Annotated in this window: 23 protein-coding genes, 2 tRNA genes and 1 pseudogene; 13 read left to right on the forward strand and 13 right to left on the reverse strand. The window is 63.2% G+C overall.

What is annotated here, in order from left to right:
* Positions 1 to 1,263, forward strand: a 1,263-nt coding sequence (locus tag DUPY_RS25140; RefSeq protein ID WP_208600101.1) for an aminotransferase class V-fold PLP-dependent enzyme, incomplete at its 5' end; no start/stop codon positions are given.
* Positions 1,264 to 1,274: 11 nt separating this feature from the next.
* On the opposite strand, the gene DUPY_RS25145 is transcribed toward DUPY_RS25140, so the two are convergent.
* The 4 genes from DUPY_RS25145 to DUPY_RS25160 form a co-directional block, all read right to left on the reverse strand.
* Positions 1,275 to 1,892 carry an ABC transporter ATP-binding protein gene (locus DUPY_RS25145; RefSeq protein ID WP_070251888.1) on the reverse strand — a complete coding sequence of 206 codons (618 nt, stop codon included), beginning with the start codon at positions 1,890 to 1,892 and terminating at the stop codon, positions 1,275 to 1,277.
* A complete protein-coding gene (locus tag DUPY_RS25150) occupies positions 1,883 to 3,001 on the reverse strand; it encodes a hypothetical protein (protein WP_070251915.1) in 1,119 nt (372 codons plus the stop codon). The genes DUPY_RS25145 and DUPY_RS25150 overlap by 10 nt, the downstream gene beginning before the upstream one ends.
* 83 nt (positions 3,002 to 3,084) lie before the next feature.
* Positions 3,085 to 3,161, reverse strand: a tRNA-Asp gene (locus DUPY_RS25155).
* Between the two features lie 17 nt (positions 3,162 to 3,178).
* Positions 3,179 to 3,254: transfer RNA gene (locus DUPY_RS25160), tRNA-Val, on the reverse strand.
* A 154-nt stretch (positions 3,255 to 3,408) separates the two neighbouring features.
* On the opposite strand from DUPY_RS25160, the gene DUPY_RS25165 reads away from it, so the two are divergent.
* From DUPY_RS25165 to DUPY_RS25175, 3 genes are all read left to right on the forward strand, one after another.
* The gene (locus tag DUPY_RS25165; protein ID WP_070251889.1) at positions 3,409 to 4,674 is read left to right on the forward strand and encodes an MFS transporter; all 1,266 of its coding nucleotides are present in this window, start codon (positions 3,409 to 3,411) and stop codon (positions 4,672 to 4,674) included.
* A gap of 61 nt (positions 4,675 to 4,735) precedes the next feature.
* Entirely contained in the window at positions 4,736 to 5,884 is a 1,149-nt protein-coding gene (gene dinB, locus DUPY_RS25170; protein ID WP_070251890.1) for a DNA polymerase IV, read from the forward strand.
* Positions 5,885 to 5,970: 86 nt separating this feature from the next.
* Positions 5,971 to 6,867: a recombination-associated protein RdgC gene (locus tag DUPY_RS25175; protein WP_019924555.1), complete on the forward strand. Its 897-nt coding sequence runs from the start codon at positions 5,971 to 5,973 to the stop codon at positions 6,865 to 6,867.
* A gap of 131 nt (positions 6,868 to 6,998) precedes the next feature.
* Here the strand turns inward: DUPY_RS25175 and DUPY_RS25180 are convergent, their stop codons facing one another.
* Positions 6,999 to 7,484 carry an asparaginase domain-containing protein gene (locus DUPY_RS25180; RefSeq protein ID WP_070251891.1) on the reverse strand — a complete coding sequence of 162 codons (486 nt, stop codon included), beginning with the start codon at positions 7,482 to 7,484 and terminating at the stop codon, positions 6,999 to 7,001.
* 160 nt (positions 7,485 to 7,644) lie between these two features.
* Between DUPY_RS25180 and DUPY_RS25185 the strand changes: the two genes are divergently transcribed.
* On the forward strand, positions 7,645 to 8,403 hold the full coding sequence (locus DUPY_RS25185) for an L-asparaginase (protein WP_070251892.1): 759 nt from the start codon (positions 7,645 to 7,647) through the stop codon (positions 8,401 to 8,403).
* 62 nt (positions 8,404 to 8,465) lie between these two features.
* On the opposite strand, the gene DUPY_RS25190 is transcribed toward DUPY_RS25185, so the two are convergent.
* Positions 8,466 to 9,464, reverse strand: coding sequence for a D-2-hydroxyacid dehydrogenase family protein (locus DUPY_RS25190; RefSeq protein WP_070251893.1), 999 nt, complete (start codon positions 9,462 to 9,464; stop codon positions 8,466 to 8,468).
* 314 nt (positions 9,465 to 9,778) lie between these two features.
* Between DUPY_RS25190 and DUPY_RS25195 the strand changes: the two genes are divergently transcribed.
* Positions 9,779 to 11,644, forward strand: a complete 1,866-nt coding sequence (locus DUPY_RS25195; protein WP_070251894.1) for a phosphoenolpyruvate carboxykinase (GTP) — start codon at positions 9,779 to 9,781, stop codon at positions 11,642 to 11,644.
* Positions 11,645 to 11,759: 115 nt separating this feature from the next.
* The gene (locus tag DUPY_RS25200) at positions 11,760 to 12,377 is read left to right on the forward strand and encodes an HAD hydrolase-like protein (protein WP_070251895.1); all 618 of its coding nucleotides are present in this window, start codon (positions 11,760 to 11,762) and stop codon (positions 12,375 to 12,377) included.
* A 73-nt stretch (positions 12,378 to 12,450) separates the two neighbouring features.
* Here the strand turns inward: DUPY_RS25200 and uvrA are convergent, their stop codons facing one another.
* Positions 12,451 to 15,297 carry an excinuclease ABC subunit UvrA gene (gene uvrA, locus DUPY_RS25205; RefSeq protein ID WP_070251896.1) on the reverse strand — a complete coding sequence of 949 codons (2,847 nt, stop codon included), beginning with the start codon at positions 15,295 to 15,297 and terminating at the stop codon, positions 12,451 to 12,453.
* A 287-nt stretch (positions 15,298 to 15,584) separates the two neighbouring features.
* Here uvrA and ssb point away from each other — a divergent pair, with 287 nt between their 5' ends.
* Entirely contained in the window at positions 15,585 to 16,142 is a 558-nt protein-coding gene (gene ssb / locus DUPY_RS25210) for a single-stranded DNA-binding protein (RefSeq protein WP_070251897.1), read from the forward strand.
* A 147-nt stretch (positions 16,143 to 16,289) separates the two neighbouring features.
* Positions 16,290 to 17,354, forward strand: coding sequence for a hypothetical protein (locus DUPY_RS28970; RefSeq protein WP_070251898.1), 1,065 nt, complete (start codon positions 16,290 to 16,292; stop codon positions 17,352 to 17,354).
* Between the two features lie 86 nt (positions 17,355 to 17,440).
* Here DUPY_RS28970 and DUPY_RS29295 read toward each other — a convergent pair.
* The 5 genes and pseudogenes from DUPY_RS29295 to DUPY_RS25235 form a co-directional block, all read right to left on the reverse strand.
* Positions 17,441 to 17,542: pseudogene (locus tag DUPY_RS29295) on the reverse strand (helix-turn-helix domain-containing protein); the annotation flags it as partial.
* A gap of 114 nt (positions 17,543 to 17,656) precedes the next feature.
* The gene (locus DUPY_RS25220) at positions 17,657 to 18,193 is read right to left on the reverse strand and encodes an LURP-one-related family protein (protein ID WP_141749668.1); all 537 of its coding nucleotides are present in this window, start codon (positions 18,191 to 18,193) and stop codon (positions 17,657 to 17,659) included.
* Between the two features lie 37 nt (positions 18,194 to 18,230).
* Positions 18,231 to 19,685, reverse strand: coding sequence for a class II fumarate hydratase (fumC, locus tag DUPY_RS25225; RefSeq protein WP_070251900.1), 1,455 nt, complete (start codon positions 19,683 to 19,685; stop codon positions 18,231 to 18,233).
* A gap of 26 nt (positions 19,686 to 19,711) precedes the next feature.
* A complete protein-coding gene (gene mqo, locus DUPY_RS25230; protein WP_070251901.1) occupies positions 19,712 to 21,223 on the reverse strand; it encodes a malate dehydrogenase (quinone) in 1,512 nt (503 codons plus the stop codon).
* Between the two features lie 9 nt (positions 21,224 to 21,232).
* Entirely contained in the window at positions 21,233 to 21,622 is a 390-nt protein-coding gene (locus DUPY_RS25235; protein ID WP_070251902.1) for an AraC family ligand binding domain-containing protein, read from the reverse strand.
* Between the two features lie 192 nt (positions 21,623 to 21,814).
* On the opposite strand from DUPY_RS25235, the gene DUPY_RS25240 reads away from it, so the two are divergent.
* Together DUPY_RS25240 and DUPY_RS25245 are read left to right on the forward strand one after the other, a co-directional pair.
* Positions 21,815 to 22,711, forward strand: coding sequence for a VOC family protein (locus DUPY_RS25240; RefSeq protein WP_070251903.1), 897 nt, complete (start codon positions 21,815 to 21,817; stop codon positions 22,709 to 22,711).
* On the forward strand, positions 22,695 to 24,176 hold the full coding sequence (locus tag DUPY_RS25245; protein WP_229255501.1) for an alginate export family protein: 1,482 nt from the start codon (positions 22,695 to 22,697) through the stop codon (positions 24,174 to 24,176). Before DUPY_RS25240 ends, DUPY_RS25245 begins: the two co-directional genes overlap by 17 nt.
* A gap of 10 nt (positions 24,177 to 24,186) precedes the next feature.
* On the opposite strand, the gene DUPY_RS25250 is transcribed toward DUPY_RS25245, so the two are convergent.
* A complete protein-coding gene (locus tag DUPY_RS25250; RefSeq protein ID WP_070251904.1) occupies positions 24,187 to 24,420 on the reverse strand; it encodes a DUF2798 domain-containing protein in 234 nt (77 codons plus the stop codon).
* 92 nt (positions 24,421 to 24,512) lie between these two features.
* Between DUPY_RS25250 and DUPY_RS25255 the strand changes: the two genes are divergently transcribed.
* A complete protein-coding gene (locus tag DUPY_RS25255; RefSeq protein ID WP_070251905.1) occupies positions 24,513 to 25,412 on the forward strand; it encodes a LysR family transcriptional regulator in 900 nt (299 codons plus the stop codon).
* Positions 25,413 to 25,531: 119 nt separating this feature from the next.
* Positions 25,532 to 26,044, forward strand: coding sequence for a hypothetical protein (locus DUPY_RS25260; protein WP_070251906.1), 513 nt, complete (start codon positions 25,532 to 25,534; stop codon positions 26,042 to 26,044).
* The last annotated feature ends 12 nt before the right edge of the window (positions 26,045 to 26,056 follow it).

The following is a 26,056-nucleotide window of genomic DNA, read 5'->3' on the forward strand; positions in this document are numbered from 1 at the left end:
GTGCAGCCGTTGCCAGCGGCAGCACTGGCGGCGCCGGCGCGTTCGCAAACCCCGCCGCTGCTGCCCGCACCCCCGGCGCTGGCGCCAGACGCGCTGGCCGCCGACAGCGCATACTGGCAGGCCGTGGCGGCGCAATACGACGTCGAGACCGATGTCGCCATGCTCGACAACGGCTACTGGGGTTCGATGGCGCGGCCCGTGCTGCAAGCGTACGAGCAGGACACGCAGCAAGCCAACCAGGGTAACGCCCTGTACGGACGGCTGGCGTTCCCGCGCCAGTTCGACACCGCGCGCACCCGCGCCGCGCAGGCGCTGGGCGTGGAACCCGACGAAATCGTCTTGACGCGCGGCGCCACCGAAGCCCTGCTGGCGCTGATCGGCGGCTATAACCGCCTGCGCCCCGGCGACGTGGTGCTATGCGCCGACGTCGACTACGACAACATGATCAAGGCCATGCACTGGCTGCGCGCGCGCCGTGGCGTGGAGGTCGTGTCGATCGCCATGCCCGATGCCGCCACCGCCACCCACCAGTCGCTGATCGACTGCTATGCACAGGCAATGGACCGCAACCCCAGGCTGCGCCTGGTGCTGCTCACCCACGTGAACCACCGCAACGGCATGGTGCTGCCGGTGGCCGAGATCAGCCGCATGGCGCGCGCCCGTGGCATCGACACCATTGTCGATACCGCGCACGGTTTCGGCCAGCTCGATATGCGCATTCCCGACCTGCAGGCCGACTTCGTGGGCATCAACCTGCACAAGTGGATTGGCGCTCCGGTGGGCGTGGGCGCGGTGTACATCAGGCGCGGCCGCGTGGGTGATATCGATCCCTACATGGGCGAGCGTGATGGCGACGACATTCGTACCCGCGTTCACACCGGCACCGTCAACTTCGCCGCCTACGCGGCGCTGCCGGTGGCGCTGGACCTGCACGCGGCCATCGGTGTCGCCAACAAGCAGGCGCGCCTGCGGCGGCTGCGCAACCGATGGGTGGACGCGGCGCGCGAGATCGGCGGCGTGGAAGTGCTGGCGGCCCGCGATCCCCGGCTGGGCAGTGGCATCTCTTCATTCCGCCTGCGGGGGCAAACGTCAGTGGCGCAGAACGCCGCGCTGTCGCAGCGCCTGCTGCGCGAGCACAGGGTGTTTGCGGTGATGCGCGATGGCCTGGCCAGCGGCGCGTGCGTGCGGGTGACGCCGGCGATTTTTACATCGGAGGCGCAGGTGGACCGCCTGGTCGTCGCCTTGCGTGCGCTGGCTGCGTGACTGCATGGCAGTCAAAGCATGACCGTGCGCGCCAGCGGCAGCTCCGGCTCCAGGTGGCTGGTGAGCACGATGCACTGGCGCGCCAGTCGCTCCGGCACCGCGAGCTGGCGGCGCAGGCAGGCCACCGCATCGGCGTCCAGACCGTTGAACGGTTCGTCGATCAGCAGCAGCCGTACCGGCAGCGCCAGGGCCAGCGCCAGTTGCACCTTCTTGTGCTGGCCCAGCGACAGCGTGGTCAGTGGCTGTTCGAGCGCGCCGCTCAGGTGCAGCGCCTGCACCTGCGCATCGAGCAGCCCGGCGTCGGTGGCCGGATACAGCGACAGGTGCAGGTCGAACAGTTCGCGCACCGTGAGCCACGGCAGTTGCGGCAGGTCGCCGCCGCAGTAAAACGTCTGCAGGCGGTAGGCCAGCGGCTGCTCCTTGATCTCGATGCCATCGAGCCGGATGCTGCCGCCGTGCGGATCGAGCGCGCCGCCTGCCAGTTTTAATAACGTGGTCTTGCCGGCGCCGTTCTCGCCGCGCAGCCAGGTCACGCCCGTGCCCAGTTGCAGGTCGAAGTTGTGGAACAGCGCCCGGCCCGGGTGGTTGAAGTTCAGCTGTGAGATCGTGAGCACGGCAGTCAGTTCCATAATTCGCTTCCAATGGCGGTGAGGATAAGGATGGCGCCCATGACCAGCGCCACGCGGCCGCGCGCAGTGAGCGTGCGCAGGCCGACGATGGCCAGTTGCGCCACGCTTGCGCAAGCCAGCCAGACCAGGGCGACGGTGTGGCTGACGTTGGCGCCGGCAGCCAGCGTCAGTGCAGCAAAGCACCCCATCACCAGCGCGCCGGGCAGCAAGGTCAGCATGATCGCACTGGTGAACAGCCGCTCCATCGACAGCGGCCAGTTGGCCACCGCGGGGCGCAGGCGCGCGATCTGTTCCGCCACGGCCTTGTCGCCGCGATCAGTCAGCAGCACCAGCAGCATGGCGGTGCCGGCGCCCCAGGCGGCGGGCGGCATCCAGGCGACGATAGCTGGTTGCCACAGCCAGAGGCCCATGCTGAGCAAGGCCCCAATCAAAAGACAGGTCTGCTGGATGCCGACCACGCTCTCGCCGCGCCAGCACGGCAGCCAGAACAGCTGGCGCCAGTAAAACCAGGCAGGCAGACATGCACGTGGCGGCGCGGCGTAATGCGCCGGCGCCCTGGCCGCACTCCCGGCAGCAGCACGCGGCGCAACGGGCCCAGGCTTGGCCCGCCGCATCAGCAGCACCGTCGCCAGCGTCCACCCCAGCAACAACGACAGCGCCGCACACGCGAGCGACCACGGCGCCACCGGTCGCAGCCAGTCCGGCCATTGGTATAGCCACACCGCGCACGACACCACGTGCGCCAGTGCCACCGGTCCCACGATCAGGCCGGCCACCGACGCTTCCGCCAGCCACTGCTGGCGCGCCGAGACGGGCAGCGCGCGGCTCCAGCGCGCCACGTCCAGTGGATGCAGCCGTTGCCGCAGCAGCCACACGGGCGCGGCCACCAGCAAGATCTGCGCGATCAACAGGGCGACCGCCTCGAACCACGGCAAGGTGGGCGCCAGCAGGCCGGGCAGGGCGATGCACGCGAGCAGACCCAGCATGACGGGCGCAAATGCCAGCAAGACCATTTCGAGCGAGTTGACCACGCTGGCAATGAATTGCACCAGCGACGCGCGCGCCACGCGGCGGCGAAAGGAGAGATAGGAATAGGGGAGCGTCTTCATCGGTTGCAGCATATTGCCTGAAACTGATGCGGAAATGAATAAGGGCCCGAAGCGCATAACGCTTCGGGCCCTTAAAGGAATGTTGGCGGAGTGGACGGGACTCGAACCCGCGACCCCCGGCGTGACAGGCCGGTATTCTAACCAACTGAACTACCACTCCTACGTCTTTGGTTTTCCTGGTGGGTGCTGAGAGGCTCGAACTCCCGACCTACGCCTTGTAAGGGCGCCGCTCTACCAACTGAGCTAAGCACCCAGAAAACCTTGCAGTCTGTGTGACAACTGCTGAACGAGGCCGTATTCTACAGGGGCGTTTCGCATGTCTGCAAGGGGTTTTATAAATTATTTAGAAAATTCCCTGGGGAAGGACCTATCATGGCGTCGCCGCATCTTCTCCAGGAAAGTTACTCATGTCCGACAACCTCGACGCCCTGTACCGGCGCGTAAGCTGGCGCCTGATGCCGTTCCTGTTCCTGTGCTTCGTGGCCGCGTATCTCGACCGCGTCAACGTGGGCTTTGCCAAGTTGCAGATGCTGGCCGACCTGCGCTTTTCCGATACCGTCTATGGCGTCGGCGCCGGCATGTTCTTCATCGGGTATTTCATTTTCGAGGTGCCGTCCAATTTGCTGATGACGCGCGCCGGTGCCCGCCTGTGGATCGCCCGCATCATGATCAGCTGGGGCGTAATCTCGTCGGCGATGATGTTCACCAACAGCGTGACCACGTTCTACGTGCTGCGCTTTCTATTGGGCGCGGCCGAGGCGGGCTTCTTCCCCGGCATCATCCTCTACTTGACCTACTGGTACCCGGCGCACCGCCGCGCGCGCATGGTGGCGGTGTTCATGAGCGGGGTGGCGATTGCCGGCGTGGTGGGTGGACCGCTGTCGGGCTGGATCATGAAGGCGTTCGATGGCGAGCACGGCCTGTCCGGCTGGCAGTGGCTGTTCCTGCTCGAAGGCATCCCGTCGGTGCTGCTGGGCATCTGGACCTTGTTCTATCTCGACGATGGCATTCGCGATGCCAAGTGGCTCAGCGAAGCCGACAAGCGCGTGCTGGAAGCGGCCATCGCCGCAGACCGCGTGGGCCAGCAGCACTTGCCGCTGGCGCAGGTATTCAAGAGCGGCAAGGTGTGGCTGCTGGCGCTGGTGTACTTCCTGTTCGTGATGGGCCTGTACGGCGTGAGCTTCTGGCTGCCGCAATTGATCAAGAACAGCGGCGTGGCGGATGTGTTCCACATCGGCCTGCTGACCGCGATTCCGTATTGCGTGGCGGCAGTGGTGATGGTGTTGGCCGCCCGCCACTCGGACCGCACCGGCGAGCGCCGCTGGCACGCGGCCTGTGCCGGCCTGGCCGGTGCGCTGGGCCTGGTGGTGGCCACCGCCTACAGCGACAATACGGTCGTTGCGCTGGCGGCGTTGAGCGTGGCCACGGCCGGCATCCTGTCCACGTTCCCGATCTTCTGGAGCCTGCCCACGGCCATGCTCGGTGGCGCGGCAGCAGCGGCCGGCATCGCCATGATCAATTCGCTGGGCAACCTGGCCGGCTTCGTCAGCCCTTACCTGGTGGGCGCGATCAAGGATGCGACCAATAGCACGGCCAGCGGCATCTACCTGCTGGCGGCCAGCCTGGTGGCCGGGGCGGTGCTGGTGGTGACGATGGAGCGCACGCGACGTTAGAGTTGCAGCTCACGCTGTTTCGGTGGATACTGTATGTATTCACAGTAATCTTTGCAGCGGTATGGTTGAACCCCCACGACGGATTGCCCACCTCGACATGGATGCATTTTTCGCGTCCGTGGAGTTGTTGCGCTATCCCGAACTGCGCGGCCAGCCGGTGGTGATCGGTGGCCGCAACGCCACACCGGTGTTGCAGGCCGACGGCAGCCACCAGTTTGCGCGCCTGCGCACCTACGTGGGCCGCGGCGTGATCACCACGGCCACCTACGAGGCGCGCGCCTTTGGCGTCGGGTCGGCGATGGGCATGATGAAGGCGGCCAAGCTGGCGCCCGACGCAATTTTATTGCCAGCGAATTTCGAGGACTATCGCCACTACTCGCGCCTGTTCAAGCAGGCGGTGGCGGTGATTGCGCCGCAGATCGAAGACCGTGGCATCGACGAGATTTTCATCGACCTCACCGACGTCGAGGGCGAGACCGACGAACTGGCCGCGCGCATCAAGCAGGCCGTGTTCGACGCCACCGGCTTGACCTGCTCGATCGGCATCACGCCCAACAAGCTGCTGTCGAAAATCTGCTCGGATTTAAACAAGCCCAATGGCATCACCATCCTCGGCTTCGACGACATTCCGGAGCGGATCTGGCCGCTCAATGTGCGCAAGGTGAACGGCATCGGTCCCAAGGCCACGGCCAAGCTGGCGTCGCTCGGCATCGAGACCATCGGCCAGCTGGCGCGGGCCGATCAAGGCATGCTGCAGGATTACTTCGGTGCGCATTACGCTTCCTGGCTCACGCAGGCGGCGCACGGCATCGACCAGCGCGTGGTGGCCAACCGCGCCATGAGCAAATCGATGAGCCGCGAAACCACGTTCGAGCGCGACCTGCACGCGCGCCAGGACCGCGAAACGCTGTCAGGCATCCTGGTCACGCTGTGCGACCGGCTGGCCGAAGACTTGAAGCGCAAGGGTTACGTGAGCCGCACCATCAGCATCAAGCTGCGCTACGACGATTTCCAGATCGTCAGCCGCAACGTCACCGTGCCCGAGCCGGTGGCCGATGCGGCTGCCATCCTGCAGGCCGCGCGCGAGTGTTTGAAGCGCGTGCCGCTGCAACGCAAGCTGCGCCTGCTGGGGGTACGCGCCAGCACCCTGGAGGTACCGGGCGCAGCCGCGCACAAGCCGCTGCCGGTGCAGGGTGATCTGTTCGCTTAGCTTGAGTTCGTAAATGGTTCAGCGCCGCCATCACCGTGTAAAATGGCGCTCCTTTGGTACACTCAATTCAGGACAAGGCAACACTCATGTGGTTCAAGAATCTACAGATTTATCGTCTGCCGGCCCCGTGGGCCTACACCCCCGAACAACTGGAAGCAGCGCTCGAACCGCACGCGTTTGTTCCCGCCAGCAGCAACGAACTGTTGCGCCAGGGCTGGGACAAGCCGCGTCCTAACGGCGGCCTGGTCCACGTGGTCAACAAGCAAATGCTGATCGTGCTGGGTACCGAGAAAAAACTGCTGCCATCGAGCGTGATCAACCAGGTCGCCAAGGCCCGCGCCGCCGAGATGGAAGAAGCGCAAGGCTTCGCCCCCGGCAAAAAAGCCATGAAGGAGTTGAAAGAACGCGTAGCCGACGAACTGCTGCCGCGCGCTTTCTCGATCCGTGGCAACGTCTGGACCTGGATCGACCCGGTCAACGGCTGGCTGGTGGTTGATGCGGCCAGCCCGGCCAAGGCCGACGAAGTGATCAAGCTGCTGTTGAAGGCGGTCGATAAACTGCCGCTGGAAAGCCTGCGCGTGCAGCGCTCGCCGGTAGGCGTGATGACCGAATGGCTGCAAACCGACGAGGCGCCAGCCGGCTTCACGGTGGACATGGATACCGAACTGCGCGCCACCGGCGAGAGCAAGGCAGCCGTGCGCTACGTGCGCCACACGCTGGAACCGGCCGAAGTACGCCGCCACATCGAAGCGGGCAAGCAGTGCACCCGCCTGGCGCTGACGTGGGACAGCAAGATCTCGTTCGTGCTGACCGAATCGCTGGCGATCAAGAGCGTCAAGGCGCTCGACGTGCTGGCCGAAAAGGAATCGAGCACCCGCAACGATGAAGAGCGTTTTGATGGCGACTTCATGCTGATGACGGGCGAGCTGGCCAAGATGATGGCGGATGTGGTTGAGGCGTTGGGCGGCGAAGCGAAAGCCTGATCGACAAATCAAATACTGTATGGATCCCCGCGTGCGCGGCGGTCCGCCGATGCGGGATGACGGTTCAAGGGCCAGCGGCTTAAAATCCGTCATCCTCGCGAACGCGGGGATCCATAGAGCGCATGCTCTGCCTACAGCGGCTGAAACACCCCAGCCGCCTTATTCTTCTGCACATTATCCCAGGCAAAAATCTTGCCATTCATCGCCACATACACCCCCGGCGGCTGAGTCTGCGCCACGGCGCACGCAAAACCCAGGTTGAACATCGCATCCGAATTGGCAATCGAGTAGGGAATCATCGCGCCGGTCAGCACGATGGTCTGGCCGAGGTTGGCCGGTCCCAGCACGGCAGCCGTTTGCGGCATGGTGTCGGTGCCGTGGATGATGACGATCGCCTTTTCGCTGGCGGCGCGGCACGAGGCCAGGATGCGCTCGCGGTCGGCATCGACCATGTCGAGCGAATCCATCAGCGGCAACTGCTCCAGCGCCACGTCCACCGTCAGGCGGCAACGCTCGAGCAGGGCCGGCACATGGCTGTCGGCGAAGCCGAGGGTACCGTTGAGTTCGTTGTAGTGTTTGTCGAAAGTGCCGCCGGTGGCGAGGATGCGCAAGGTCATGATGAAAGCCCGGTTCAGTAAAAATGATCTGCATCATAACCCAAACCGCCAGGTAAAAAGAAACCACAAAGTGCCGTCTTCGCACTGGAAATATCGGCGTACTATGCCTATATTGTCTGTTTGCCGGCCCCTTGTTGCGGCCATTATTCGTGGATTGCCAATGAAAGCCTTAGCCCCCGGAACTGTCATTTTTCATCGCCATCGCGGCTATGGCGTGATCACGGCCGTCAACCTGCTCACCGGCTGGATCTCCGCGCGCTTCGGCAGCGAGTCGCGCACGCTCGACCTGAATTTGTCAACCGACGCGGTGCAATACGCCGATGGCGAAGCGATCCTGTTCCGCCGCGCGCCGCCCGACCGCATGCCCCACGCGCGGCTGATGGCCGTGGTGCGCGCGCTGCACCAGGCCGGCTACCAGAAACTGTATCTGTATTCGTGGCCCAAGCCGTCCGGCCTGCACTGGCGCTGGCATTTGTTTACCGGCAAGCGCGACTGGATGCAGCGCTCTTGGCGCGAAGGCTGGTACGGCTCCGGCGCCGACTACAACAGCAATCCGGTGATGGGCTGGGGCGACAATCCGGGCGCCACCACCGAGGAGTTGATCCACGCGCTGGCCAAATTCGATCCTCAAGGACTGGCGCAGGCGCTGGGCCGCGACGAAGACCACGCCGCCTGGTTCGCCAGCGTGTGCGATGCGCTCTTGCCCGGCTATATGTACAGCCTGGACATGCAGCGTCCCGAAGGTTCTCCCTTGATCGACATGCCGCCGGTACCGGTCATGCCGGTGCGCGCTACGCTGCCGCCGTACAGCGGCCCGGACATCACCTGGCCGCCCGGCTGGGCTGGCTTGTGGAGCAAGGTGCACGTGATGCCTGCGCCGCGCATCAACCTGACCGGTTTACCCGAGAAAACCGACTGAAAACCCGCACCGCTAGCAGGGGTCGGACCCCGTACGGGGTCCGACCCCATGGGTCTCAGGGTTCAGCGCCGTGCGTTACGCAAAAAATCAGGGTTGTTAATCGCATCAAACTTGCCCGCCTCGAAATCGACAATGTTCTGGAATGCGTGGCGGAAGTACAGCTCGTAGCTGTCCTGTTCCACGTAGCCCAGGTGCGGTGTGGCCAGCACGGTCGGGATGCGCAGCAGCGCGTCGGTCGGCGCCAGCGGTTCCGCTTCGAACACGTCGAGCGCCGCGTAGCCGGGCCGGCCCTGTGTGAGCGCTTGCTCCAGTGCGCCAGCGGCCACCAGTTCGGCGCGGCTGGTGTTGACCAACAGGGCCGCGGGCTGCATGCGCGCCAGGTCGTCGGCAGTGACGATGCCACGGGTGGCGTCGTTCAGGCGCAGGTGCAAACTGAGCACGTCCGCTTGCGCAAAGAATTCTTCACGCGATAAAGCGGCCGCATAACCATCGGCCACCGCCTTGTTGCGGCTGGTCTCGCTGCCCCACACCACCACCTTCATGCCGAACGCGCGGCCATAGCCGGCCACCAGCTGGCCGATCTTGCCGTAGCCCCAGATGCCGAGCGTACGTCCCTTGAGCACGAAGCCCAGGCCGTTGAGTTGCGGATTGACCGACGCGGTTTGCCACAAGCCGTCGCGCAGGTTGTTCGCGTATGGCACGATCTTGCGCGCCGCCGCCATGATCAGCGCCCAGGTCAGCTCGGCCGGCGCGGTGGGGGAGCCGACACCCTCGGCAATCGCGATGCCCAGTTCGGTTGCGGCAGCCACATCGACGTGGCCGGCCAGCTTGCCAGTCTGCGAGATGAGTTTCAAATTGGGCAGCTTGGCCAGCAGCGCCCGGTTGAGCGCCGTACGTTCGCGGATCAGCACCAGCGCATCGAACGGCGCCAGCCGGATTGCCAGCTGGCCCAGGCCGCGTGTTGTATTGTTGAACACTTTTACGTCATGATCGTTCAATATTTCATAACTTTTTATTCCAGAGCTGGCGTTCTGGTAGTCGTCAAGTATGGCGATTTTCATGTGAGATAGCCGATCTTAGGTTGAAATTCGTAGCGGAATAACGGGCACTGCCAAAAGCTGAATAGCTTACTACTTTACTCAACTATTTCTCCTACATTTCTGTTGAATCGTGGGACCAGCGGTGTACAATCGCTCAAAAAATGAACAGCAGAACATCGATTTTGCTGTCACTGCCGGGTTCACAGAGCCTGGTCCCACGACAAGACCGCCGTAAATAAGCCGAGGCGCCGACTCATCTCGGATGAGACTCCGCGCGCTAAGCTATTGCTGACGACGATCCTGCCGAAAGAATTTTAATTGGCATTGGAGGTAGTATGAATCAGCCCATCATGGGTGGCGTTGCAACGCTGAACGTCCCAGCTTACATCAAGCATCAAAAACTGATCAATTGGGTGACGGAAGTCGCCGCACTGACCAAACCCGACCGCATCTATTGGTGCGATGGCTCGCAAGAAGAGTACGACCGCCTGTGCGGTGAAATGGTTGCCGCCGGCACCATGAAAAAACTCAACGAAGCCAAGCGTCCCAACTCCTACCTGGCCCAGTCCGATCCAACCGACGTGGCGCGCGTGGAAGACCGCACCTACATCTGCTCGGCCACCAAGGAAGAAGCCGGTCCGACCAATAACTGGATGGCGCCCGACGAAATGCGCGCCACCCTGAACCCGCTGTTCGACGGCGCCATGGCTGGCCGCACCATGTACGTCGTGCCGTTCTCGATGGGCCCGCTGGGTTCGCCGATCGCGCACATCGGCGTGGAACTGTCCGATTCGCCATACGTGGCCGTCAACATGCGCGTGATGACCCGCATGGGCAAGGCCGTCTATGACGTGCTGGGCGCCGACGGTGAATTCGTGCCATGCGTGCACACCGTGGGCGCACCGCTGGCCGCCGGCCAGAAAGACGTGGCCTGGCCTTGCAACGCCACCAAGTACATCGTTCACTACCCTGAAACCCGCGAAATCTGGTCCTACGGTTCGGGCTACGGCGGCAATGCGCTGCTGGGCAAGAAATGCTTCGCGCTGCGTATCGCCTCGACCATGGGTTACCAGGACCAGGCCAAGGACGGCATGGGCTGGCTGGCCGAACACATGCTGATCCTGGGCGTGGAATCGCCAGAAGGCAAGAAGCACTACGTCGCTGCCGCCTTCCCGTCGGCTTGCGGCAAGACCAACTTCGCCATGCTGATCCCGCCAGCCACGTTCAACGGCTGGAAAGTGACCACCATCGGCGACGACATCGCCTGGATCAAGCCGGGCGCCGATGGCCGCCTGTACGCGATCAACCCGGAAGCCGGCTACTTCGGCGTGGCCCCTGGCACCAACGAAAAGACCAACTTCAACTGCATGGCCTCCATGCGTGAAAACACCATCTTCACCAACGTCGCGCTGACCGACGACGGCGACGTATGGTGGGAAGGCTTGACCAAGCAGGCGCCCGAGCACCTGATCGACTGGCAAGGCAACGACTGGACCCCAACGTCCGGCACCAAGGCTGCCCACCCGAACGCCCGCTTTACCGTCGCTGCTACCCAGAACCCGGTCATCGACACGGCCTGGGACGATCCGGCCGGTGTACCGATCTCGGCCTTCATCTTCGGCGGTCGCCGTTCGACCACCGTGCCTTTGGTAACCGAAGCGCGCAACTGGGTGGAAGGCGTGTACATGGCAGCCACCATGGGTTCGGAAACCACTGCAGCAGCAGCTGGGCAGATGGGCATCGTGCGCCGCGATCCGTTCGCCATGCTGCCGTTCATGGGCTACAACATGAGCGACTACTTCCAGCACTGGCTCAACCTGGGCGAAAAACTGGGCAAGATCGACGGCGCCACCCTGCCGAAAATCTACTGCGTCAACTGGTTCCGCACCGACGACCAGGGTCACTTCGTGTGGCCTGGTTTCGGCGACAATATGCGCGTACTGAAGTGGATGCTCGAGCGTATCGAAGGCAAAGCCGGCGGCGTCGAAAACATCTTCGGCACCACCCCGCGTTACGGCGACATCCACTGGGACGGCCTGCCGTTCACGCCGGAAGAGTTCGAGACCATCACCTCGATCGACAAGGATGCCTGGCGCGAAGAACTGAAACTGCACGAAGAACTGTTCACCAAGCTGGCCTACCACCTGCCGCAAGAACTGACGGCAGTGAAAGCTGAGCTGGAGCAGCGCCTGGCAAAATAAGCCGGCCTGATTAGGTGGAGACAGAAGCGGTGCATGGAAACATGCACCGTTTTTTTTCGTGTATGCTGGCCCGGCTGACCGGCTCAACAGAAAACTCCCATGTACTGAGAACCACGTGAACCGCAAGCTCATCATCTTCGACTTCGACGGTACCCTGGCCAATACCTTTCCCTGCTTCGTGCGCGTGTTCGACGAAGCGGCAGCCAAATACCAATTCAAACCGCTCGACCGTGACAACGCCCAGGGCCTGCGCGGCCTCGACGCGCGCCAGATCATGGCGCTGCACGATATCCCGCTCTGGAAAACCCCGGCGATTGCCCGCTTCATGCGCGCGCGCATCGGCGACGAGGCGCATACCATCACGCTGTTCGATGGCGTCGATGCGGCATTGCGCGCGCTGAAGCAGCGCGGCGTGGTGCTGACCATCGTCACGTCCAATTCGCGCGCCAACGTGCAGCGCATCCTCGGCCCGGAGCTGCTGGCTTTATTCATCCAGGTGGAATGCGGCGCAGGCCTGTTCGGCAAGCTGCCCAAGGTGCGCAAGGTACTTGCGGCCACCGGCATTGCGGCGGCGGACGCGCTGTTGATCGGCGACGAGATCCGCGATGCGCGCGTGGCAGCGGAAGCCGGCGTGGATTTCGGCGCGGTGGCGTGGGGCTTCAATCATGTCGACGCCTTGGTGGCGCAGCAGCCGAAGCGCGTGTTCCACCAGGTGGCCGATTTGCTGGCCTGACCGAACCCGGCTAGCCCCAAATCCGTCATCCCGGCCTGGGCGGGGATGACGGAACAGAGTGCAGCGACTAAGGCTATTTCAACAAAGGGCCGAGGTACTTCCCGGTCACGCTGTCGGCATTGGCTGCCACATCCTCCGGCGTGCCGGTGGCAATGATCTTGCCGCCGCCAGCGCCGCCTTCCGGCCCCAGGTCCACCACCCAGTCGGCGGTCTTGATCACGTCGAGATTGTGCTCGATGATGACCAGCGTATTGCCCTGGTCGCGCAGGCGGTGAATCACCTTGAGCAGCAGATCGATATCGTGGAAGTGCAGGCCGGTGGTCGGCTCGTCCAGGATGTACAAGGTGCGGCCCGTGTCGCGCTTGGACAGTTCCAGCGACAGTTTGACACGCTGCGCCTCGCCACCGGACAGCGTGGTCGCGCTTTGCCCCAGCTTGATGTAGCCCAGGCCCACGTCGAGCAGCGTATGGAGCTTGCGGGCGATGACCGGCACCGGCTTGAAGAACTCGTGCGCGTCTTCCACCGTCATGTCCAGGATCTCGGTGATGTTCTTGCCCTTGTAGTTCACCTCGAGCGTCTCGCGGTTGTAACGCTTGCCATGGCAGACGTCGCACGGCACGTACACGTCCGGCAGGAAGTGCATCTCGACCTTGATCACGCCATCGCCCTGGCATGCTTCGCAGCGGCCGCCCTTGACATTGAACGAGAAGCGCCCGGCGCTGTAGCCACGCTCCTTGGCGGTCGGCACGGTGGCGAACAAATCGCGAATCGGCGTAAACAGCCCGGTGTAGGTGGCCGGGTTGGAACGCGGCGTGCGGCCGATCGGCGCCTGGTCCACCGAGATCACCTTGTCGAAGTGTTCGAGGCCCGCGATCGAATCATGCGGCGCCGGCTCGGTCTGTGACCCGTACAGGTGGCGCGACAGGGCCGGGAACAACGTGTCGTTGATCAGCGTCGATTTGCCGGAACCGGACACGCCGGTCACGCACGTCATCAGTCCCACCGGCAGCTTGAGGCTGACCTTTTTCAGGTTGTTGCCGGTGGCGCCAGTGATCACCAGCTGGCGATCGGGATCGGCCTGGTGGCGCTTGGCCGGCACCTCGATCTTGCGGGTGCCGTTGAGGTACTGCGCCGTCAGCGATTTTTTATTCTTGAGGATGTCCTTGAGCGAACCGGCCGCGATCACTTCGCCGCCATGCACGCCGGCGCCCGGGCCCATGTCGACGATGTAGTCGGCGGTGCGGATCGCGTCTTCGTCGTGCTCTACCACCAGCACGCTGTTGCCGATATCGCGCAGGTGGCGCAGCGTGTCGATCAGGCGGTCGTTGTCGCGCTGGTGCAGGCCGATCGACGGCTCATCGAGCACGTACATCACGCCGGTCAAACCGGAGCCGATCTGCGAGGCCAGGCGAATCCGCTGCGCTTCGCCACCGGACAGCGTGTCGGCGCTGCGGTCGAGCGACAGGTAGTCGAGACCAACGTTGTTCAAGAACTGCAGGCGCGAGATGATCTCTTTCACCACGCGGTCGGCGATCTCCTTCTTGGCGCCCTTGAGCTTCAACTGCTCGAAGAACGACAGCGATTCGCGCAGCGGTTTTTCGGCGATCTCGTAGATCGCTTTTTCCTGCTTGCCGGTGCCGACTTTGACGAAGCGCGCCTCGATGCGCAGGCGCGCGCCTTCGCATGATGGGCACTTTTTCTCGTTGATGAACTTGGCCAGTTCTTCCTTGACTGCCATCGAATCGGTTTCGCGGTAGCGGCGCGCCAGGTTGTTGACCACACCCTCAAAAGTGTGTTCCTTGACCACGGTGCGGCCGCGCTCATTCACGTACGTAAAGGGAATAGCGGTTTTGCCGGAGCCGTTGAGGACCGCGTCCTGCGCCGGCTTGGGCAGCTGCTCGAAGGGCACGTCGAGATCGAACTCGTAGTACGCCGCCAGGTTGGACAGCATCTGGTAATAAAACTGGTTGCGGCGGTCCCACCCCTTGACGGCGCCGGACGCAAGCGACAGGTTGGGGAAGGCGACGATGCGTTTCGGGTCGAAGAACTCGATATGGCCGAGTCCATCGCATTCGGGGCAGGCGCCCATCGGGTTATTGAACGAGAACAGGCGCGGTTCCAGTTCCTGCAGCGAGTAACCGCACTGGTTGCAGGCGAACTTGTTCGAGTACACGTGTTCGACGGCAGTGTCCATTTCCAGCGCCACGGCGCGGCCGTCGGCCAGGCGCAGCGCGGTCTCGAAGCTCTCGGCCAGGCGCTGCTTGATGTCGGCGTTGACCTTGACGCGGTCGATCACCACGTCGATCGTGTGCTTCTCGGTTTTCTTCAGCTTGGGCAGTTCGTCCACTTCGTAGATCTTGGCGTCATGCGTGCCGCTCTGCACGCGGAAGCGCACAAAGCCCTGTGCCTGCATCTGCTCGAACAGGTCCGAATGCTCGCCCTTGCGGTTGGCCACCACGGGCGCGAGCACCATCAGCTTGGTCCCTTCGGGCATGGCCAGCACCGCATCGACCATCTGCGACACGGTCTGCGCGGCCAGCGCCTGGTCCGGGTGGTTGATGCAGTAAGGCGTGCCCACGCGCGCATACAGCAGGCGCAGGTAATCGTGGATCTCGGTGACGGTGCCGACGGTGGAGCGCGGGTTGTGCGAGGTGGCTTTCTGCTCGATCGAGATCGCCGGCGACAGGCCTTCGATCAGGTCCACATCGGGCTTCTCCATCAGCTGCAGGAACTGGCGCGCATACGCCGACAGCGATTCCACGTAACGGCGCTGACCCTCGGCATACAGGGTGTCGAACGCCAGCGACGATTTGCCGGAACCGGACAGCCCGGTGATCACGACCAGCTGGTTGCGCGGCAGGTCGAGACTGATGTTTTTGAGGTTGTGCGTACGTGCGCCGCGAATGCGGATCTGTTCCATGGAGTAAGCCCTTAGATATCAACCCGACACTATAGCGGGGTTTGAAAAGATGCGCCGTCCTTGCGCTGGATCACGCGCGGGAGGCTTGACACTGTATATAATACCAGTATTTGCTTGCGTCGATTCAACAGGCTTCGGCGCAGAACAGGCTACATGGGGATGGATGCCAAAATTGGTAGTGCGGCGATCCATTCAGATTGGTAGAGCCTATCCATTCGTCTATAATCCCTGTTTAGATTTCATACACAGCCTGCCCACGCGGCCGTCGTTACTCAGGAGTTTTATTCATGGCATCAGTCAACAAAGTCATCATCGTCGGCAATCTGGGTCGCGATCCGGAGATCCGCTACATGCCTAGCGGTGATGCAATCGCCAACATTGCCGTGGCGACCTCATACAAGTCGAAAGACCGCAACACCGGTGAGCAAAAAGAGACCACCGAGTGGCACCGCATCTCGTTCTTCGGCAAGCTGGCCGAAATCGTCGGCCAGTACCTGAAAAAAGGCTCGTCGATCTACGTCGAAGGCCGCCTGCAAACCCGTAAATACACCGACAAGGACGGCGTCGAAAAGTACGCAACCGACATCGTCGCTGAAAACATGCAAATGCTGGGCGGCCGTCAAGGCGCCGGTGGCATGGACGACGGCGGCGGCTACGGTGGTGGCGCGGGCGGTGGTGGTGGTTACGGCGGTGGCAACGGCGGCGGTGGCGGATATGATGCGCCACCACAACGTCAGGCGCCAGCGCCACAGCAGCAGCGCCCGGCCATGGCGCCACCGGCACCACGCCCGGCACCAAAGCCGGCGCCGAATTTCTCGGATATGGATGACGATATCCCGTTCTGAATCCCGAACACGCCATCGAGAAGCCCTGTTACTGCTGCCAGTGACAGGGTTTTTTACTTCTGATGGTAATACTCGCTAGTCGTTCTTGCTGCAAATGAATTTGTCAGGTGTAATGGCCATCGGCATATAAAACAGGCAACCCTGCCCATGACAGTAGACAGTCAACTTTTACGTTCCGTCGCGTTGGCAAGTTATGGCACCGGATTTCTGCGCGGTGAATCGCCACTCGAAGACTGGTTACGGCACGGCGTGTTCTGCCAAGCGCGCTTTCAATTTCGTTCGCCTGACCAGAATGCGCTGCTGGCTGATGACTTCACGCTTTGGCTGGGCAGCCTGGCACGGTCGGGCGCCACGCGTTTGTCGCTGCATCGATCGGATGAGTTTGAGCTTGCACCACTCCCGATGTCCTGTGAATCCGATTTTACGGTGGTCGTGCACTTCGCCGAACGCTATCAGATATGGGTAGTCGGCAGCGAGATGGCGGCGTGGCCGGATTCATATGAATTTCCGAGCGGGAAATACTACGCCGGCGATGTCGACAGTTATTGGCTGGTCGCTGAACGACCGGGGCCACTTGAAATACCTGCCACGAAATGGGCCGAGACAGCGGCGGCAATTGCGGCAGACCTGGAGATTGACGTGCCGTCCACCGACGAGCGGGTGTCGGCCAGTGCGTTTTTCCCCGACATGTCCACGAAGCCGGAATGGGCCCGCCTGCCGCTGTTTCTCAGCCTGCCGCGCACTGCGCTTGCGCATCGTATCGTGGCCACGCTTGATTGGGAGCAAGCGCGATACGACAACGATACCAATCTAAAAAATGAAGGCAATCCTTATCTGAGCCTTGACGACGAGGGTTACCGCAAGCTCTGCCTGTGGGCGGGCCGCCTCGACCGCTGGCTGGTCGATGTACTGCTGCGCGCTGCGAACGATGTGGACGGCGCGGGACCATTCAAACAGATCCGGATGCCAGAAGAACTGGTATATCGCGCGGAAGAGCATACGGTGACGCAGGCATCGCAGGAATCGACTATCCCCCAGGCTGGGCGCCGGGCTCGTGGAAAATGGTCGACTCGCCTGAGCTATGTGCTGGCATTCGCGGCGCTCAGTGTTTTTGTTGTCGCAATCGCCCACATCATCGGCGCTTTCCCATGGCTGTCAATATTTCTCAGCTTACCCCTGCTCCTGTACCTGATTGAAAGACGGGGTCTATGACTGGCAGCCTCTGCAATGTGGCAGACCGGTTTGCCAGTGAATAATAAACGGAAGTAATTGCCCGTCGTGTCCGAGCCGTTGCCCGCCTCGATTTTCGACAGCGCTTGGCGCGTGATGCCGGTGCGTGCCGCCACCGTGTCTGCGGAAAAATGACGGCGCATGCGCGCATCTTTCAAGCGGCCTCCCAAGCTTGCAGAGCACTGACGGAACTGGGATAGATAACGGTAGATGGGGATGGCATAACGTAATCTATTTTAGACAAACAACGAAAATTTGTATGAAATGGCTTACGCTAAAAATACTTATCCATGCGGCGACTGATCCCCCGCCGCCGCCAGCTTGCTCTCCTCACTCTTCTGCTCCACCAGCGTCGTCATCAAAATCACCGCCAATAGCTCCGCCTGCGGCGACGCATCGAGCAATTCGATGCTGTGCCGCGTCCGCAGAGTCATGATCTTGGCCTGCGCCTTGGCGATGACCTGCCCCTGGCGCGACAACTCGAATCCCATATCCCACAGCCCGCCGCGCAGGACCGCGCCGTCGTAACGTCCGCCCACCACCGTCACCTGCCGCCGCCAGCTCCACAGCTTGCCGCGCAGCTGGAAATTTTCGTCCATGGTGCGAACGTACCAGGTGGGCGCAAACGACAGCAGTTTGCGCCTGACCATCGCCACTTCGCGGTCGTTTTGCGTGATGCGCCATGGACGGTTGAACCAGCCCCACTGGGCGGCGGCTTCGTAGACGACGTTGTCGTCGTCGTCGGTGATCTGGATTTTCCCCAGCAGGGACAGCAACTTGCGGGCTATGTGCAGCGTTCTGGGTGTGGCGTAACCGTTCATGGTGGCCTTGGGCTATGGGTTCACTGCGATTTTACCGCTAAGCCCCCGCCACACCGTGTCCCGTCATCGCCCGTGCATCGACCACCCGATCGAACGTGGCCGCGTCCACGTGGCCCGATGCCAGCGCGGCCTCGCGCAGCGTGGTGCCGGTGGCGTCGGCTTGTTCGGCGATGTGGGCGGCATTCTGGTAGCCGATCACCGGCGAAAGGGCGGTCACCAGCATCAGGCTGTTCTCGACGAAGCTGGCGATTTTTTGCCGGTTCAGTTCCGTGCCTTCGACCGAATAAGTGCGGAATTTTTCGCAGCCGTCGGCCAGGATGGTGGCCGAGTGCAGGAAGGCGTTGATGATGATCGGGCGCATGGCGTTTAGTTCGAAATTGCCCTGTGAGCCGGCAAAGGCGACGGCGCTGTCGTCGCCCATCACCTGGATGGCGATCATCACGATCGCCTCGCACTGGGTGGGGTTGACCTTGCCGGGCATGATCGACGATCCCGGTTCGTTCTGCGGCAGTTTCAGTTCGCCCAGGCCGCAGCGCGGGCCGGAGGCCAGCCAGCGCATGTCGTTGGCGATCTTCATCAGCGCCACGGCCAGTCCGCGCAGCGCGGCGTGGGCGCGTACCATGGCGTCGAGCGAGCCTTGCGCCATGAACTTGTTGGGCGCGGTGACGAACGGCTTGCCGGTCAGCGCCGCGATCTGCTGCGCCACCTTCACCGAAAAACCTGGTGGCGCATTGATGCCGGTGCCCACGGCGGTGCCGCCGATGGCCAATTCGTACAGGCCCGCGCGGCTGGCGGCGATGGCGGCGCAGGCTGCGCGCAGCTGGGCCGCGTAGCCCGACCATTCCTGGCCCACGGTGAGCGGGGTGGCGTCTTCCAGGTGGGTGCGGCCGATCTTGACCACGTCCATCCACTGCGCGGCTTTCGCTTCGATGACGGCGGCCAGCCGGTCCACTTCGGGCAGCAGGCGGCGGTCGAGCGCCTCGAGGGCGGCGATGTGCATCGCGGTGGGGAAGGTGTCGTTCGAGCTCTGGCCCATGTTGACGTCGTCGTTCGGGCCCACCGGCTGCTGGCTACCCAGCGTGCCGCCCAGCAGCGCTATCGCGCGGTTGGACAGCACTTCGTTGACGTTCATATTGGACTGGGTGCCCGAGCCGGTTTGCCACACGTAGAGCGGGTAGTGGGCGTCGAGCTGGCCAGCGATGGTTTCGTCGGCGGCCTGGATGATCGCTTTGGCTTTCACTTCCGGTAGGCGGCCCTCGGCCAGGTTGACCAGCGCGCACGCCTTCTTGACGATGCCGTATGCGTGGTACACGGCCTTGGGCATGCGGTCGTCGCCGATCGAAAAATGAACCAGCGAGCGCGCGGTTTGCGCGCCGTAGTATTTGTCGGCCGGGACGTCGATGGTACCCATCGAGTCGAATTCCTGCCGGGTGCCGCTTGCCGCCAGGCCGGCGGTGAGATCGTTTTCCGAAATCAGGTCGTTTTCAGCCATGCTGGTTCTCCTGTACGGGTGGCATGTCACACATTGTCGATCTTGAGCAGGGCGGCGGTGGCTGCGCGCGTGGTGCGGCAGGCGTTGGCGTCCTGTTTCAGGTCGATGCCGTAGGTGGGGATGATGGCCTTGAGGCCGGGCAGCCAGGCGTCGTCGGTCAGCTTGGCGTCGAAGCAGCGCTGCAGGATTTCCAGCGCGATGAAGGCGGCGGTGGACGCGCCGGGCGAGGCGCCCAGCAGTGCGACCAGCGACTTGTCGGCGGCAGATACCACTTCGGTGCCAAATTCGAGCTTGCCTTGTTCGTGCTTGAACCAGCCCGTGCTTTCGTGCGGGGCGATGGTCTGCACGCGCTGGCCGGCCACCGCTTTTTTCCAGTCCTGCTGTACCGCGTTCGGGAAGAATTCCTTGAGCGCGGCAAACTGGTGGTCGGCGCTTTGCATCACCTGGCCGATCAGGTATTCGGTCAGTTCGATGTTATCGCGCGCTACGTCGAGCAGCGGGATGATGTTGTCGTGCTTGAGGGTCGAAAATAAATCGGTTAACGACCCGTGTTTCAAGAACTTGGTGGAGAAGCCGGCGTAAGGGCCGAACAACAGCGACTGCTTGCCGCCGATGATGCGCGTGTCCAGGTGCGGCACCGACATCGGCGGCGAGCCGCTTGCGGCCTTGCCGTACACCTTGGCGTGGTGGCGGTGACTCACCGCGTCGACGTCGCAGCGCAACCAGATGCCGCTGACCGGGAAGCCGCCATAGCCCTTCGCTTCCGGTATCTTCGATTTTTGCAGCAGCGGCAGCGCGCCGCCGCCAGCGCCGATGAACACGAACCTGGCCGAGACAATATGTTTGGCGCCATCCTGCACATCCTTGACCGCGATGCGCCAGGTACCGTCATCCTGCCGATCGAGATCGGTCACGCGGCTGTCGTAGCGCACCGCGAAACCGGGCCGGGAAGAGAGATGGTGTACCAGCAGATGGGTGAGCGCGCCGTAATCGACGTCGGTGCCGGTGGCCATGCGGGTGGCGGCGATCGGCTGCGCAGGGTCGCGCCCCTCGATGATGAGCGGCGCCCAGGTGGCGATCACGGCCGGGTCTTCGCTGTATTCCATGCCGTGGTAGCAGTGGTGCGCCGACATGGTTTTATAGCGCTCGCGCAGGAACGCCACGTTATCTTCGCCCCAGACAAAGCTCATGTGCGGGCACGGGTGGATGAAGGCGCGCGGATCGGGAATGGCGCCGCGCCGCACCAGGTACGCCCACAGCTGGCGCGAGATATCGAACTCGGTATTTACCTCCAGCGCCTTGCTGATATCGACGCTGCCGTCCTCGCGCTGCGGGGTGTAATTGAGTTCGCAATTGGCGGCGTGGCCGGTGCCGGCGTTGTTCCAGCCGTCCGAGCTTTCCTGCGCGCAGTCGCCCAGCGCTTCGACCATCAGGATCGAGAGCGAGGGATCGAGCTCCTTGAGCATTACGCCCAGGGTGGCGCTCATGATGCCGGCGCCGATTAAAACGATGTCGTGGGTGGTGGAAGTGGATGTCATGATGGTCCTTTAAGAGGCGGTCGAAGGTTGAAACAGGGCGGCGACGTCGGCGTCCACGATCACGTAGGCGCGGCGCCACGGCTGGTCGTCGATCAGCCGCCAACTGTGGCCGCTGCCGGTGGTATCTTCGGCCAGCAGCAGGTCGCCCGGGCGAATGACAAAAGTGGCGCCAGCGATGGTCTTGAATTCCAGCGTACCGGCGAGCGTGATTACCAGCTGGCGCGTGGGGGCGTGGTGCGGGGCGAAGGCGCCGCCCGACCGTGTTTCGCGAAACGAGATGCTGCGGGCGCCCAGCACATGACTGAGCACGTCGCCGCGCTCACCGTGGGGCAGGGCGATCGAGCCCTCCTCGAATACGGAATTGCCTGCTTCGGTCCAGATGCGTACACAGCGAATCATTGCGTGTTCCTTTTAGGGGGCGGTGAAATCACTATAGCGGCGTTTCAATCGTGCGCTCACCCGCCTCTCATCAGGCATGCGGCTCTGTCATAAGGCAGGGCATGGCTGCTACCTGACCAGATGGCAGGTTGCATGCGCAGCGCGGCTGGGTATAGTGAATTCACGGTTTCCCATCTTCCCCAGGAGTGATTCATGACTACCAACACCATCCGCAATCGCATCGCTTCCGCCATGTTCTCCCTCGCCCTGGTCGCGCCGGCGCTGGCGCTGGCCGCGCCCGATGTCGCGGTCGCACCGCAGTACGACACCACCCACGTGTACGTGGCCAACGCCGATCTCGATGCCTTCGTGAACAGCTTTGTCGGCACCTTCGGCGGCAAGGCTTCGCCGCGCGCGGTGTTTACCGTCACGCCAACGCCGAGCAAGACCGCCTCGCAATACGTGCAAACGCCGGTGGGCATGTTGTCGGTGTTCGCCTTCCAGACGCCGATTCCGTATGGCTTCGGTAATGAACGCACCGGCTACCTGGTCACCGACATCAACACCGCCCGCGATGCGGCAGTGGAAGCGGGGGCCGACGTGGTGGTGGAGCCGTTCGACGATCCGATCGGCAAGGATGTACTGATCCAGTGGGCCGGCGGCGTGAACATGCAGTTGTACTGGCATACCAAGGCGCCGTCGTATGCGCCGCTGCACTCGGTGCCCGACAACCGCGTGTATGTCTCCAAGGTCTCGGCCGATAAATTCGTCACGCAGTTCAAGACCTTCGCCCATGCCAAGGTCGTGGCCGACGGCCAGATCGACGGCGGCGAAATCGGCCGCGCCGGCGACACCATCCGCCGCGTGAAGCTGGAATCGAAATTCGGCAAGATGACGGTGTTCGTCACCGATGGCAAGCTGACCTTCCCGTACGGCCGCGAGACCACCGGCTACCAGGTCGACGACATGGCGGCCACGCTGGAAAAAGCCGCCGCCAACGGCGCCACCGTGCTGGCGGCCCCACGCCAGACCAGCACCGGCAATATGTCGGCGATGCTGCAATTCCCGGGCGGTTACATCAGCGAGATTCACGATGCAGCCAAGCGCTAAAGTCAGCATGAAAGCGGCGCGCCGTCAGCACATTCCACGCTTGCTGGCTTTGCTGGTCGGTGCCGTGGGCGGCGTGAGCGCGCTGCCCGGTGTGGCCGGCGCCCAGGCGCTCACTGCGCAAACCGCAGCGGCGCCAACGCCAGCGGTGTGCGACGTCAAGCGCCCCGCCATCAACTTCAATCGCTGGGCCGAGAACTGGGACGTGCTGGCCAACCCGTGCCTGCCGCGCCAGCCTCTCGACGGTCTGAAATACATCCCGCTCGGCGATGGCAGCTCCTACCTGTCGCTGGGCGCCGGCCTGCGCGAACGCTACGAACATATCGATGCGCCCGCGTACGGCGCCGGCAGCGCGCCGGCCGACGGCTACGTGATCCAGCGCGCCAATGTCCATGCGGACCTGCGCCTGGGCTCCTACGTGCAGGTGTTCGGCCAGTTGGTCGATGCGCGCACGTTCGAGAAAAAAACCATCGCCCCGCCCGACCGCGACAAGTTCGATGTCGAGCAGCTGTTCGTGACCGTGGCCGTCCCGACGGAAAACGGCGCGGTCAAGATGCGCGTGGGCCGGCAGGAGATGGCCTTCGACTTGCAGCGCTTTATCGCCGCGCGCGACGGCCCCAATGTACGGCAGTCGTTCGACGGCGTATGGGCCGACTGGGAGCATGGCCCGTGGCGGGTGATCGGCTACGTCACGCAGCCGGTACAAAACCGCAGCGAGAAATCGTTCGACGATTATTCCAACGGCCACCTGACCCTGAACGGTCTGCGCCTGGAGCGGCAGGGCTTCGGTCCCGGCGATATCTCCGGCTACTACTCGCGCTACCGCCGCGACGACGCGCGCTTTCTCGACGCCACCGGCAACGAGCGCCGCGATGTCTACGATTTGCGGTACAGCGGCGTGACCGGCAATGTCGACTGGGACGTGGAAGGCATGTTGCAGCACGGCCAGGTGGGGGCCAAGCGCGCGTCCGCGTGGGCGCTCGGTTCCATCGCCGGCTTCACCTTCGCCAATACCACCTGGTCGCCGCGCCTGGGCCTGCAGTTCGACATGGCCTCGGGCGACAAGCATGGCGGCGACGGCAAACTGGGTACCTTCAACCCGCTGTTCGCCAACGGCTATTACTTCTCGCTGGCTGGGCTGACCGGCTACAGCAACCTGATCCACGTAAAACCCTCGGTCAAGGTCAAGCCGACCAAGACGTTAAGCGTGACCACGGCGCTGGGCCTGCAATGGCGCCAGACCACCGGCGACGCGGTGTACGTGCAAAGCATGGCAGGCGTGCCACGCACGGCAGGACAAGGCTCGCGCTGGACCGGCGCCTACGCCCAGCTGCGCACCGACTGGGCAGTCACGCCCAACGTGACGGCGTCGCTGGAGGCCGTGCATTTCCAGGTGGGCGACAGCTTGCGCCGGGCCGGCGGGCGTGATGTGGATTACCTGGGCATGGAGTTGAAGTTCGGGTGGTGACACGCGGGGTTCACCCGCGCCGCCATCCCGCCAGCCGCTGGCTTGCCCCATGCACCAGCGGCCCGCACAGCATCACCACCGTAAACGCCGCCGGCCACGCGGCCATGAAGGCGTACTGCCAGCGCAATAGAAAGTCGGGGTGCAGCCCGATATTGAGCCAGGTGACCCAGCCGCTCATCAGCGACGACATCAGCAACGACATCAGCAGCGCAAACACCAGCCGCAGGCGGAACATTTCAGACATGGCACCTCCTTGAAAGTAAAGACACAGCGTAGTTGCTTGCAGCTATCTATACTAGAGCCATAAATTCAATTTCAAATTCCGGAAATGAAATCATGCTCGATGATTTGGCCCTGTTCGTGACCATCGTGGAGGAGGGCAGCCTCAATGCTGCCGCCCTGCGCGAAAATCTGCCGCCGGCCACCGTCACGCGGCGCCTGCAAAAGCTGGAAAGTGAACTCGGCTACCGCCTGCTCAACCGCAGCGCGCGCCGCCTGCAGCCTACTGCCGAAGGCTGGCAATACTACGAGCGTTGCCGGCCGCTGGTGCGGGCGCTGCGCCAGGCCACGCAGCAACTGGATGCCAGCCTGTCCGATATCTCGGGCACGATCCGGGTGCTGGCGCCGGTCAACTTTGCCAGCGGCCTGCTCACGCCGGCCTGGGCCAGCTTTCTGCACCAGTACCCGGACATCAAGCTGGAACTGGAAATGTCGAACCGCCTGCAAGACCTGGTGGCCAGCGGCGCCGACCTGGCGATCCGGGTCGGGTCACTCGACGATTCGTCGCTGATGCAGCGGCGCCTGGGCAGCGCCGGGCTGGTAATGGTGGCGGCGCCGTCTTACCTGGCGCGCGCGGGCGTGCCGCAAGATCCGTCGCAACTGGACCAGCATCAACTGATCGTCGCCGAGCCGCTGCGTACCTGGCGCCTGCGCCGGCCCGTTGACGGCGCCGAGGTGGTGGTTCAGCCGCAGGCCCGGGCGCGCCTGCGCGTGAACGAGATGCGCCTTGCCGTGGAGATGGCCCACGCGGGGCTGGGCATCCTGCTGTGTCCGGTGCTGCAAAGCCGGCTGGAAGTGGCTGACGGCAGCCTGGTGCGGGTGCTGCCCGAGTGGATGCCCGAGCCGCGCCACGTTTATGCGGTCTGGACCCAGCGCCGCTACCTGCCGGCGCGGGTGCGGGTATTGCTCGAACACTTGGCCGACTTCGCCGCCGCCACGCCTTCGCTGCAACAGTAACCACCACAATATCCGTCAAGAAACCAAGTTGTGTTCTACAGCGAACATAGTGCAGCCAGGGATGCCCCTAGAATCGACGAGGACGATTCCCGTATTTTCTCCATTCTTCAGGACACCCCATGAAAAAATTGATGCTAGCCTTTGGCGTGGTACACGCCATCACCGCCTTGCTGTTCGCCGCCGGCGGACTGTGCCTGATCGTGATCGGCGCCCAGATCGGCTGGGAGGCGATGTCGGCCGGTGAAGCCGGCCTGACCGCCGCCCAGGACGTGATCGAGGCGATCGGCATCCTGGCCGCCGCCGTGGTGGCCTTGCAGATAGCCGAAACCATCGTCGAGGAAGAAGTCGTGCGCGACGCCGACATCAGCGCGCCGACGCGTGTGCGCCGCTTCCTGTCGCGCTTTTTCGTGGTCGTGGTGGTCGCGCTCGGTATCGAAGGCCTGGTCGCGACGTTCCATGCCGTGCATGACGATTTGAGCGAGCTCGTTTATGCCGCAGCCCTGATTGCCAGCGTGGGCCTGTTGCTGGCGGCCTGGGGTGTGTTCGTGCATCTGAACCGCTCGGCCGAAGAACTGGAACCCGATGCGATGCAGGATGCCAAGGACGAGGATGAGAAAGTCCAGGGCGAGTAAGCCAACCCCGGA

It is taken from the genome of Duganella phyllosphaerae (genome assembly GCF_001758785.1).
GTDB lineage: Bacteria > Pseudomonadota > Gammaproteobacteria > Burkholderiales > Burkholderiaceae_D > Rugamonas > Rugamonas phyllosphaerae.

What these genes read in the sequence shown, in the direction of transcription:
- DUPY_RS25145 (WP_070251888.1), bottom strand. Translation starts at nt 1,892, where the DNA reads ATGGAACTGACTGCCGTGCTCACGATCTCACAGCTGAACTTCAACCAC.
- DUPY_RS25150 (WP_070251915.1), bottom strand. Translation starts at nt 3,001, where the DNA reads ATGAAGACGCTCCCCTATTCCTATCTCTCCTTTCGCCGCCGCGTGGCG.
- DUPY_RS25165 (WP_070251889.1), top strand. Translation starts at nt 3,409, where the DNA reads ATGTCCGACAACCTCGACGCCCTGTACCGGCGCGTAAGCTGGCGCCTG.
- dinB (WP_070251890.1), top strand. Translation starts at nt 4,736, where the DNA reads ATGGTTGAACCCCCACGACGGATTGCCCACCTCGACATGGATGCATTT.
- DUPY_RS25175 (WP_019924555.1), top strand. Translation starts at nt 5,971, where the DNA reads ATGTGGTTCAAGAATCTACAGATTTATCGTCTGCCGGCCCCGTGGGCC.
- DUPY_RS25180 (WP_070251891.1), bottom strand. Translation starts at nt 7,484, where the DNA reads ATGACCTTGCGCATCCTCGCCACCGGCGGCACTTTCGACAAACACTAC.
- DUPY_RS25185 (WP_070251892.1), top strand. Translation starts at nt 7,645, where the DNA reads ATGAAAGCCTTAGCCCCCGGAACTGTCATTTTTCATCGCCATCGCGGC.
- DUPY_RS25190 (WP_070251893.1), bottom strand. Translation starts at nt 9,464, where the DNA reads ATGAAAATCGCCATACTTGACGACTACCAGAACGCCAGCTCTGGAATA.
- DUPY_RS25195 (WP_070251894.1), top strand. Translation starts at nt 9,779, where the DNA reads ATGAATCAGCCCATCATGGGTGGCGTTGCAACGCTGAACGTCCCAGCT.
- uvrA (WP_070251896.1), bottom strand. Translation starts at nt 15,297, where the DNA reads ATGGAACAGATCCGCATTCGCGGCGCACGTACGCACAACCTCAAAAAC.
- ssb (WP_070251897.1), top strand. Translation starts at nt 15,585, where the DNA reads ATGGCATCAGTCAACAAAGTCATCATCGTCGGCAATCTGGGTCGCGAT.
- DUPY_RS28970 (WP_070251898.1), top strand. Translation starts at nt 16,290, where the DNA reads ATGACAGTAGACAGTCAACTTTTACGTTCCGTCGCGTTGGCAAGTTAT.
- DUPY_RS25220 (WP_141749668.1), bottom strand. Translation starts at nt 18,193, where the DNA reads ATGAACGGTTACGCCACACCCAGAACGCTGCACATAGCCCGCAAGTTG.
- fumC (WP_070251900.1), bottom strand. Translation starts at nt 19,685, where the DNA reads ATGGCTGAAAACGACCTGATTTCGGAAAACGATCTCACCGCCGGCCTG.
- mqo (WP_070251901.1), bottom strand. Translation starts at nt 21,223, where the DNA reads ATGACATCCACTTCCACCACCCACGACATCGTTTTAATCGGCGCCGGC.
- DUPY_RS25235 (WP_070251902.1), bottom strand. Translation starts at nt 21,622, where the DNA reads ATGATTCGCTGTGTACGCATCTGGACCGAAGCAGGCAATTCCGTATTC.
- DUPY_RS25240 (WP_070251903.1), top strand. Translation starts at nt 21,815, where the DNA reads ATGACTACCAACACCATCCGCAATCGCATCGCTTCCGCCATGTTCTCC.
- DUPY_RS25245 (WP_229255501.1), top strand. Translation starts at nt 22,695, where the DNA reads ATGCAGCCAAGCGCTAAAGTCAGCATGAAAGCGGCGCGCCGTCAGCAC.
- DUPY_RS25250 (WP_070251904.1), bottom strand. Translation starts at nt 24,420, where the DNA reads ATGTCTGAAATGTTCCGCCTGCGGCTGGTGTTTGCGCTGCTGATGTCG.
- DUPY_RS25255 (WP_070251905.1), top strand. Translation starts at nt 24,513, where the DNA reads ATGCTCGATGATTTGGCCCTGTTCGTGACCATCGTGGAGGAGGGCAGC.
- DUPY_RS25260 (WP_070251906.1), top strand. Translation starts at nt 25,532, where the DNA reads ATGAAAAAATTGATGCTAGCCTTTGGCGTGGTACACGCCATCACCGCC.